We start from the raw sequence: 6,724 nt of genomic DNA, 5'->3' as shown, positions 1-6,724 counted from the left end.
TTTTCCCAACAGTCCGCCCACTCTACTTTTGTCTAAATTCATCGCCGCTAAGCTAGACTCCTGCCCCAGCGCTGGTGCACCTGACTTGGCGGCCTAGAAATCCAATCAAGAACTTAGGACTGCCCAGCTGCCTAAAGCTTATGTCTTTAGGGAGCGCTGACCACAGGCATAAAGCCTGGGCGGATATTCGTGGCCCTGCTAAGGCCGTTAATCAACCTGGGTAAGCCAGTCTGCCATCGGGGTTAACGACTCAGGCACCGCAGCACTGGCATAGGTGGAGTAAGGCATGTCCATGGCCTCCAGGGGCCCCGCTTGCTGGGTGGCATGATCCATGTACACCACATAGTTGCCCATCAAGAAATACACCCCCATCAGGGCTGCCGCAGACGAGGCCACCAAAAAACCAGCCAACATCAAGGAGAACTCTTGACCCTTGACAGCTTGCTCCATTAGGCGGAGGGCCCACGCCACTAGGGCAATAACGATCGCTAGAATGAGGAGTAGCATGAAAAAGAGCTTCAATATCGGACGTGACGGCCAAGTTAGTCAGCTAAGCGTAAAATCTTTGCTTCGTTATGTTACACATCGTAACAGGCATTCATAAAAGCGGTGCGATTCCACAGAATGTTTTCGCTTTTGCCGAATCAAAGTCGAATTTTAGGTCAAACGTACTGGAACAGAGCGATCGCGCAGATGCTCTTTGACCTGCTGTACCGTCAGTTGGCCGTAGTGTAAAAGCGAGGCCAGCAGGGCAGCTTCGGCTCTGCCGACGGTGAGTGCCTGGTGAATGTGGTCGCAGTTGCCCGCTCCACCCGAGGCAATCACGGGCACGGGCACGCGGTCGGCAATGGCTCGGGTCAAATCGAGGTCGTAGCCCGCCTGGGTGCCGTCGGCATCCATGCTGGTGACTAGTAACTCCCCCGCTCCCTGGTCAACGATGGTTTCGGCCCAGGTCAGCGCGTCAAGGCCGGTATTCTCACGCCCGCCGCGCACGTAGACATCCCAGCCCGGATCGTTGGGGTCGGTGCGGCGGCGGGCGTCAATGGCCACCACAATGCACTGCGCCCCAAAGCGATCGCTGGCCTCCCTAACCAACTCTGGCCGTCTGACCGCTGCCGAGTTGATGCTAACTTTGTCGGCCCCGGCACGTAACAGTTTCTTGATGGTCTCTAAGGATTGAATGCCGCCCCCCACCGTGAGCGGGATAAACACCTGCTCCGCCGTGCGGTACACCACGTCATAGATAATGTCGCGGTCTTCGTGGGTCGCCGTGATGTCTAGAAACACCAGTTCATCGGCCCCGGCTTGGTTGTAGGCCTGGGCTAGCTCCACCGGGTCACCCGCATCGCGCAGATCGACGAAGTTAACCCCTTTGACCACTCGCCCTGCCTTTACATCTAGGCAGGGCACAATCCGTTTTGCCAGCATCTTTGCAGTCTCACTCACCACGTCTTTGAGATTGAGCTTTCCCCAATCAATCACCGGCTTTAGAGTGTTCCAGCTAAATACCTATCCGGGGGTTTGCCGCGACGGGCCCAATGGGCGAGTGCACAGCCCCGATCGAGATATTTTCTAGATGAAATACTCTTGGCTTCAATTTCTGACGGTGACAAATTAACCCTTTCCCAGAGTCTCACAATAGAGGATTATAGGAATTAACAGGGGCCAAGACGCTGATACACTGTGACTTGGTTTTATTGTTAGACATGCAGTTGGAGCCCTCAGTAAACATGGGTTTAGAGATTGGCCAGAAGGTGAAGGTATCGCGACTACGCGATCGCGTTTCCAAAGATGTAGCGGCTTACCTCGGCAAGCCCGGTGTTGTTAGCCAATTTAAGCTGGTCGATGGCAGCGGCATCGGGGTGGTGGTGGAGTTTGACGATAGCTACGCCACCTGGTTTTTTGAAGACGAGCTGTCTTTGCTAGAGTAGCGACGAACCGCGCTAGAGTAGCGACGAACCGCTCTAGATTAAAGCGACGGTTGTTCCTAGGTGGCCCCTAGGGCGAGGCTTTGCAGGTTGCTTGCCTTGCCGATGTAGGTGATGGACTGCACCCGGGGAGTTTTGCGGGCGCGGCACGATTGCTGAGCTTCAGCTTCTTTGTAATGTTTCTCATCTTCAAATATGGCACTTATTCTCACCTATCTGGGCAAAGGTGGCAGCGGTAGTACTACGGTGGCCATTGCTGTGGCCAAGCAGCGGGCCCGGGCCGGCCAGCGGGTGCTGCTGGTGGTGCAAGATATTACCCCCGCTCCCTCGTTGCTATTGGGGCAACCGCTGGGGGCTGAGCCCGCAGCGGTGGAGTCTAACCTGTGGGCTATGCAGTTTCAGGCGGCGGCGCTGCTAGAGCAAAGCTGGGATGAGGTCAAAGCCTTAGAGGCTCAGTATCTGCGCACGCCATTTTTAAAGGCGGTCTACGGTCAAGAACTGGGGGTGCTGCCGGGCATGGATAGCGCCCTGGCCCTCAATGCCCTGCGCCAGCTCGATGCCAGCGATCGCTACGATGTGATTATCTACGACGGCACCAGCGCGCTGGCTACCCTGCGCATGTTTGGCATGCCTGAAATGCTCGATTGGTATCTGCGGCGGTTTCGCGGGGTGTTTCAACAGTCGGACCTAGGCCGGGTGCTCTCGCCCTTTTTGCAGCCCATGGCCTCGGCGGTGCTGGCGGTTGACTGGTCGGGCGATGTGCTAGATCAGCCCACCGGGCAGGTGCGATCGCAGCTGGAAGAAGGGCGTCAGGCCGTTGCCGACCCCAGCCGCATGGCGGCCTTTTTGGTCACTACCCCCAGGCCTGGGGCCGTCGCCACGGCCCGCTACCTGTGGGGCAGCGCCCAGCAGATTGGCCTCACCGTAGGCGGGGTCATCGTCAACGACGGTAGCCTCAGCGAGGAGCAAGCCTCAGCGCTGGCACCGCTGCCTCAGGTGGCTCTACCTGCGGTCGTTGAGCAGGGGTGGGAAGCCGCGATCGAGACCCTGCCTAACCCGGCCCAATGGGCGGCCAGTGCCCCTCGTCCGGTCACGGTCGATGAGACCGCCAAAACCGTGCGGTTATTTTTGCCCAGCTTTGATAAAACTCAGGTTAAGCTCACCCAGTATGGCCCTGAGGTGACCGTCGAGGCGGGCGACCAGCGCCGCAACCTGTCGCTGCCGACCTCCCTTCAAGGTAAGGCTGTGGCCGGGGCTAAGTTTCAGGATCAGCATCTGGTGATTTCGTTTAGCTAGGCTGAAGGCCTAGAGCAAATCTTCTCGGAGCAGTATCCCTGCACCCAAAAATATGGCACCGTAAGAAAGTCTGGCAACTCTCTATTTTCGTTGACCTGTAGCAGTTTCACTTCACCATGGCTGAACCATCGTCTTCTACTCCGGCTAACGATGCCCTAGAGACCAGCTCGGCGGCGCCCGCCGAAACTGCTGCTGTTAGCCAGGGCAATGCCGCCCGGCAGCTTTTGGGTATGAAAGGGGCCAAAGCGGGCGAGACCTCGATCTGGAAGATTCGTCTCCAGCTGATGAAACCCATCACCTGGATTCCGCTGATTTGGGGGGTGGTTTGTGGGGCGGCCTCTTCTGGTGCATACCGCTGGAGCCTAGAGTATGTGCTGATCGCCGCCGCCTGCATGCTGCTGTCGGGGCCGCTGTTGACGGGCTATACCCAGACCCTCAACGACTTCTACGACCGCGACATTGACGCCATTAACGAGCCCTACCGTCCCATTCCCTCCGGGGCGATTTCGATTCCCCAGGTGGTGAGCCAAATTTTGCTGCTGCTGGTGGCTGGTCTAGCCGTGGCCTACAGCCTAGACCGCTGGGCCGGGCATGATTTCCCCATCATTACAGCCCTGGCCATTGGGGGGTCGTTCATCTCCTATATTTACTCGGCTCCACCGCTCAAGCTCAAGCAAAACGGCTGGCTCGGCAACTACGCCCTGGGGGCCAGCTACATCGCTTTGCCCTGGTGGGCGGGGCATGCCCTGTTTGGCGACCTCAACTGGAAAATTGTGGTGCTGACGCTGTTCTATAGTTTGGCGGGCCTGGGTATTGCGGTGGTCAACGACTTTAAGAGCGTTGAGGGCGATCGCCAGATGGGCCTCAAATCGCTGCCGGTTATGTTTGGGGTTACCACAGCGGCGTGGATCTGCGTGCTGGCGATCGATATCTTCCAGGGTGGGGTCGCGGCCTATCTGATTGCTATCCACCAAAACCTCTACGCGGTGCTGCTAGTGCTGCTGATCATTCCCCAAATCACCTTTCAGGACATGTATTTTCTCCGCGATCCGCTAGAAAACGACGTCAAGTACCAGGCCAGCGCCCAGCCTTTTTTAGTCTTGGGGATGTTGGTTACGGGCTTAGCTCTGGGGCATACGGCCCTTTAGCTGAGCCCTACTTTCTGGGTGTACGCTTGAAGAAATGGCTGAAACCCCATACAGTTCACAGAGGATGTAGAGGGCAACGATGCTATGGCTCGAACTTGGTTAACCTGGCTGTCTTTGCCTCGGAAGAGACGAGCTTCGCGCGCTTCAGGGCATCAACGCAACAGGGTAAGCCCCGAAAATTTTGCCCAGGCTCCCGCGTCTCATCGGCCTGCGGCGCGGTCGTCTAAGCTGGCCAAATCTGCCTCGGGGCCACCGCCATACCGTTATCGGCCGCTGTTCTTGCGCCCCATGTTTTGGGGGCTGCTATTAGCGAGTGCCGGGGTGGCGGGCGGGGTTACCCGTACCTACCGGGTGTTGCAAGCTACCGGTAAGACCCTGCCAGAGCCAGCTCAGGCGCTGACCTACCAGCGCGACGGTACCGTTACGATGGTGTCAGCAGACGGGGTGATTTTGCAGAAAATTGGCCCGGCTACTCGCGAAGCTATCAGCTACGACGAGATGCCTGATTATCTGGTGCAGGCCTTTGTGGCCTCTGAAGATCAGCGCTTTTATGAGCATAGCGGCGTCGACTACCGAGGTATTGCTCGCGCGGCCTGGGCCAACGTACGCAATCGGGAGCTAGTCGAAGGTGCTAGCACGATTACTCAGCAACTGGCCCGAATTGTTTTCCTAGACCAGGAGCGCACGCTGCAGCGCAAAGTAAAAGAGGCCATGATGGCCGTCAAGCTGGAAGACAGCTTGACCAAAGAGCAGATTGTCGAGCGTTATTTGAACCTGGTCTATCTAGGGTCTGGGGCCTATGGCGTGGCCGATGCCGCCTGGGTTTACTTTGGCAAAACCCTCGATCAGCTGACGATCGCTGAGGCTGCCATGATCGCTGGCATGGCCCCGGCGCCCAGTCTATATTCCCCGGTCGTAGATGCTGAGGCTGCTCGCAGTCAACGCAACCGGGTGATTCGTCGCATGTTGGCGACTGAGGCGATTACCGAGGCTGAGGCTGAAGCCGCGCTTGCGGCTGAGGTTCAAGTTACTCCCAATCAACCCAAGTTTCTTTACAGTGAGTTTCCCTATTTCACGATTCACGTACAAAAGCAGCTTGAGGCGCTGCTCCCTGCCGATCAGCTGGAGGCCGGGGGGCTGACCGTTGAAACCAGCTTGAACGTGGTCTGGCAGCGCCGGGCCGAAGACACGGTGGAAGATGCGATCGATCGCTACGGGAGTTGGCAGCGAGTCGGGCAGGTCGCCCTGGTGGCCGTAGATCCGCGTAATGGCGAGATTAAAGCCATGGTTGGGGGTACGGATTTCACCAGCGAAAACCAGTTTAACCGGGTTACCCAGGCCCAGCGCCAGCCCGGCTCCACCTTCAAGACCTTTGTCTACGCGGCGGCCATTGCCGGGGGCATATCGCCCTACAAAGATTACGTCGATTCTCGCTACGTTGTCGATGGCTATGAGCCCGAAAATTACGGAAAAAACTACAGCGGCAGCATGGATCTGCGGCGAGCATTGCGAAACTCAGTCAATACTATCGCGGTCAAGCTGCTAGTGGATGTAGGCTTTGAACCCGTGGTTCAGCTCGCCGAGCGCATGGGTATCGAGTCGCCGCTGTTGCCCGCCTACTCCCTGGCCCTAGGCACCTCTGAGGTTAACCTGCTGGAGTTAACCAGCGCCTACGGTACTTTAGCTAACAAAGGTATTAATCGCCCGGTTCATAGCATTCGTCGGGTTCTCAACAGTGACGGCGAGGTGATCTATGAGCACCCCAATGAGTCTGTACAGGCGATTGATGCCGACAGCGCCGCCATTATGACCTGGATGCTGCGGGGCGTGGTGGAGGGGGGCACTGGCGGTAATGCTGCCCTAGGCCGACCCGTAGCGGGTAAAACGGGTACCTCCGAGGGCTATCGGGATCTTTGGTTCGTGGGTTATATTCCGCAGCTGGCCACCGGGGTGTGGATGGGGAATGATGACAACACGCCAACTCGGGGAGTTAGCAGTACAGCGGCGGCGATCTGGCGTGACTTTATGGCCAAACTCACCGATGACATTCCGGTTGAGCAGTTTCCTGATTTACCTCGGTTGGGTGGCCGCAAGGGGACGCTTACCCTGAGCCCGATTAAGCCCGGTCGAGTGGTGGCCGACAAAGCCTCATCGGATAGCTCAGAGCGCGAAAGTCGACAGACTGCGGCATCTGAGAGTGACGCTGACCGCGAAGCAGCGCCATTGGCGCCTGATGGGGATGCCTTTAACGGCCAATCTACCGGCAACGGTTCAGACCCGATAGATGCTGCCCCTGTCATTACTAATGAACCGCCGGTAGTTGCCCCGCCGACCCCTCGCCCTGTGAATACC

Annotated in this window: 6 protein-coding genes; 4 read left to right on the top strand and 2 right to left on the bottom strand. The window is 57.7% G+C overall.

Annotation, left to right across the window (positions count from 1 at the left end):
- Window positions 1-207: 207 nt before the first annotated feature.
- Window positions 208-507, bottom strand: a complete 300-nt coding sequence (locus IQ254_RS28625; protein ID WP_193969553.1) for a hypothetical protein — start codon at window positions 505-507, stop codon at window positions 208-210.
- Window positions 508-657: 150 nt separating this feature from the next.
- A complete protein-coding gene (gene hisF, locus IQ254_RS28620; RefSeq protein ID WP_193969555.1) occupies window positions 658-1,428 on the bottom strand; it encodes an imidazole glycerol phosphate synthase subunit HisF in 771 nt (256 codons plus the stop codon).
- A 302-nt stretch (window positions 1,429-1,730) separates the two neighbouring features.
- Between hisF and IQ254_RS28615 the strand changes: the two genes are divergently transcribed.
- The 4 genes from IQ254_RS28615 to IQ254_RS28600 all read left to right on the top strand — a co-directional run.
- Complete coding sequence (locus IQ254_RS28615) at window positions 1,731-1,931, top strand: DUF2862 domain-containing protein (protein ID WP_193969552.1); 201 nt, start codon at window positions 1,731-1,733, stop codon at window positions 1,929-1,931.
- 192 nt (window positions 1,932-2,123) lie between these two features.
- A complete protein-coding gene (locus IQ254_RS28610) occupies window positions 2,124-3,224 on the top strand; it encodes an ArsA family ATPase (RefSeq protein ID WP_193969551.1) in 1,101 nt (366 codons plus the stop codon).
- 116 nt (window positions 3,225-3,340) lie between these two features.
- The gene (gene chlG / locus IQ254_RS28605) at window positions 3,341-4,372 is read left to right on the top strand and encodes a chlorophyll synthase ChlG (protein WP_193969550.1); all 1,032 of its coding nucleotides are present in this window, start codon (window positions 3,341-3,343) and stop codon (window positions 4,370-4,372) included.
- Window positions 4,373-4,660: 288 nt separating this feature from the next.
- Window positions 4,661-6,724: transglycosylase domain-containing protein (locus tag IQ254_RS28600; protein WP_228041194.1), on the top strand; the 2,064-nt coding region annotated here is incomplete at its 3' end.

It is taken from the genome of Nodosilinea sp. LEGE 07088 (assembly GCF_015207395.1).
Taxonomy (GTDB): domain Bacteria; phylum Cyanobacteriota; class Cyanobacteriia; order Phormidesmidales; family Phormidesmidaceae; genus Nodosilinea.
This window is presented reverse-complemented; position numbering and strand designations above follow the sequence as displayed.

Bases quoted from the DNA above. Each gene is read 5' to 3' on its own strand.
- IQ254_RS28625 (WP_193969553.1), bottom strand. From the start codon at position 507: ATGCTACTCCTCATTCTAGCGATCGTTATTGCCCTAGTGGCGTGGGCC.
- hisF (WP_193969555.1), bottom strand. From the start codon at position 1,428: ATGCTGGCAAAACGGATTGTGCCCTGCCTAGATGTAAAGGCAGGGCGA.
- IQ254_RS28615 (WP_193969552.1), top strand. From the start codon at position 1,731: ATGGGTTTAGAGATTGGCCAGAAGGTGAAGGTATCGCGACTACGCGAT.
- IQ254_RS28610 (WP_193969551.1), top strand. From the start codon at position 2,124: ATGGCACTTATTCTCACCTATCTGGGCAAAGGTGGCAGCGGTAGTACT.
- chlG (WP_193969550.1), top strand. From the start codon at position 3,341: ATGGCTGAACCATCGTCTTCTACTCCGGCTAACGATGCCCTAGAGACC.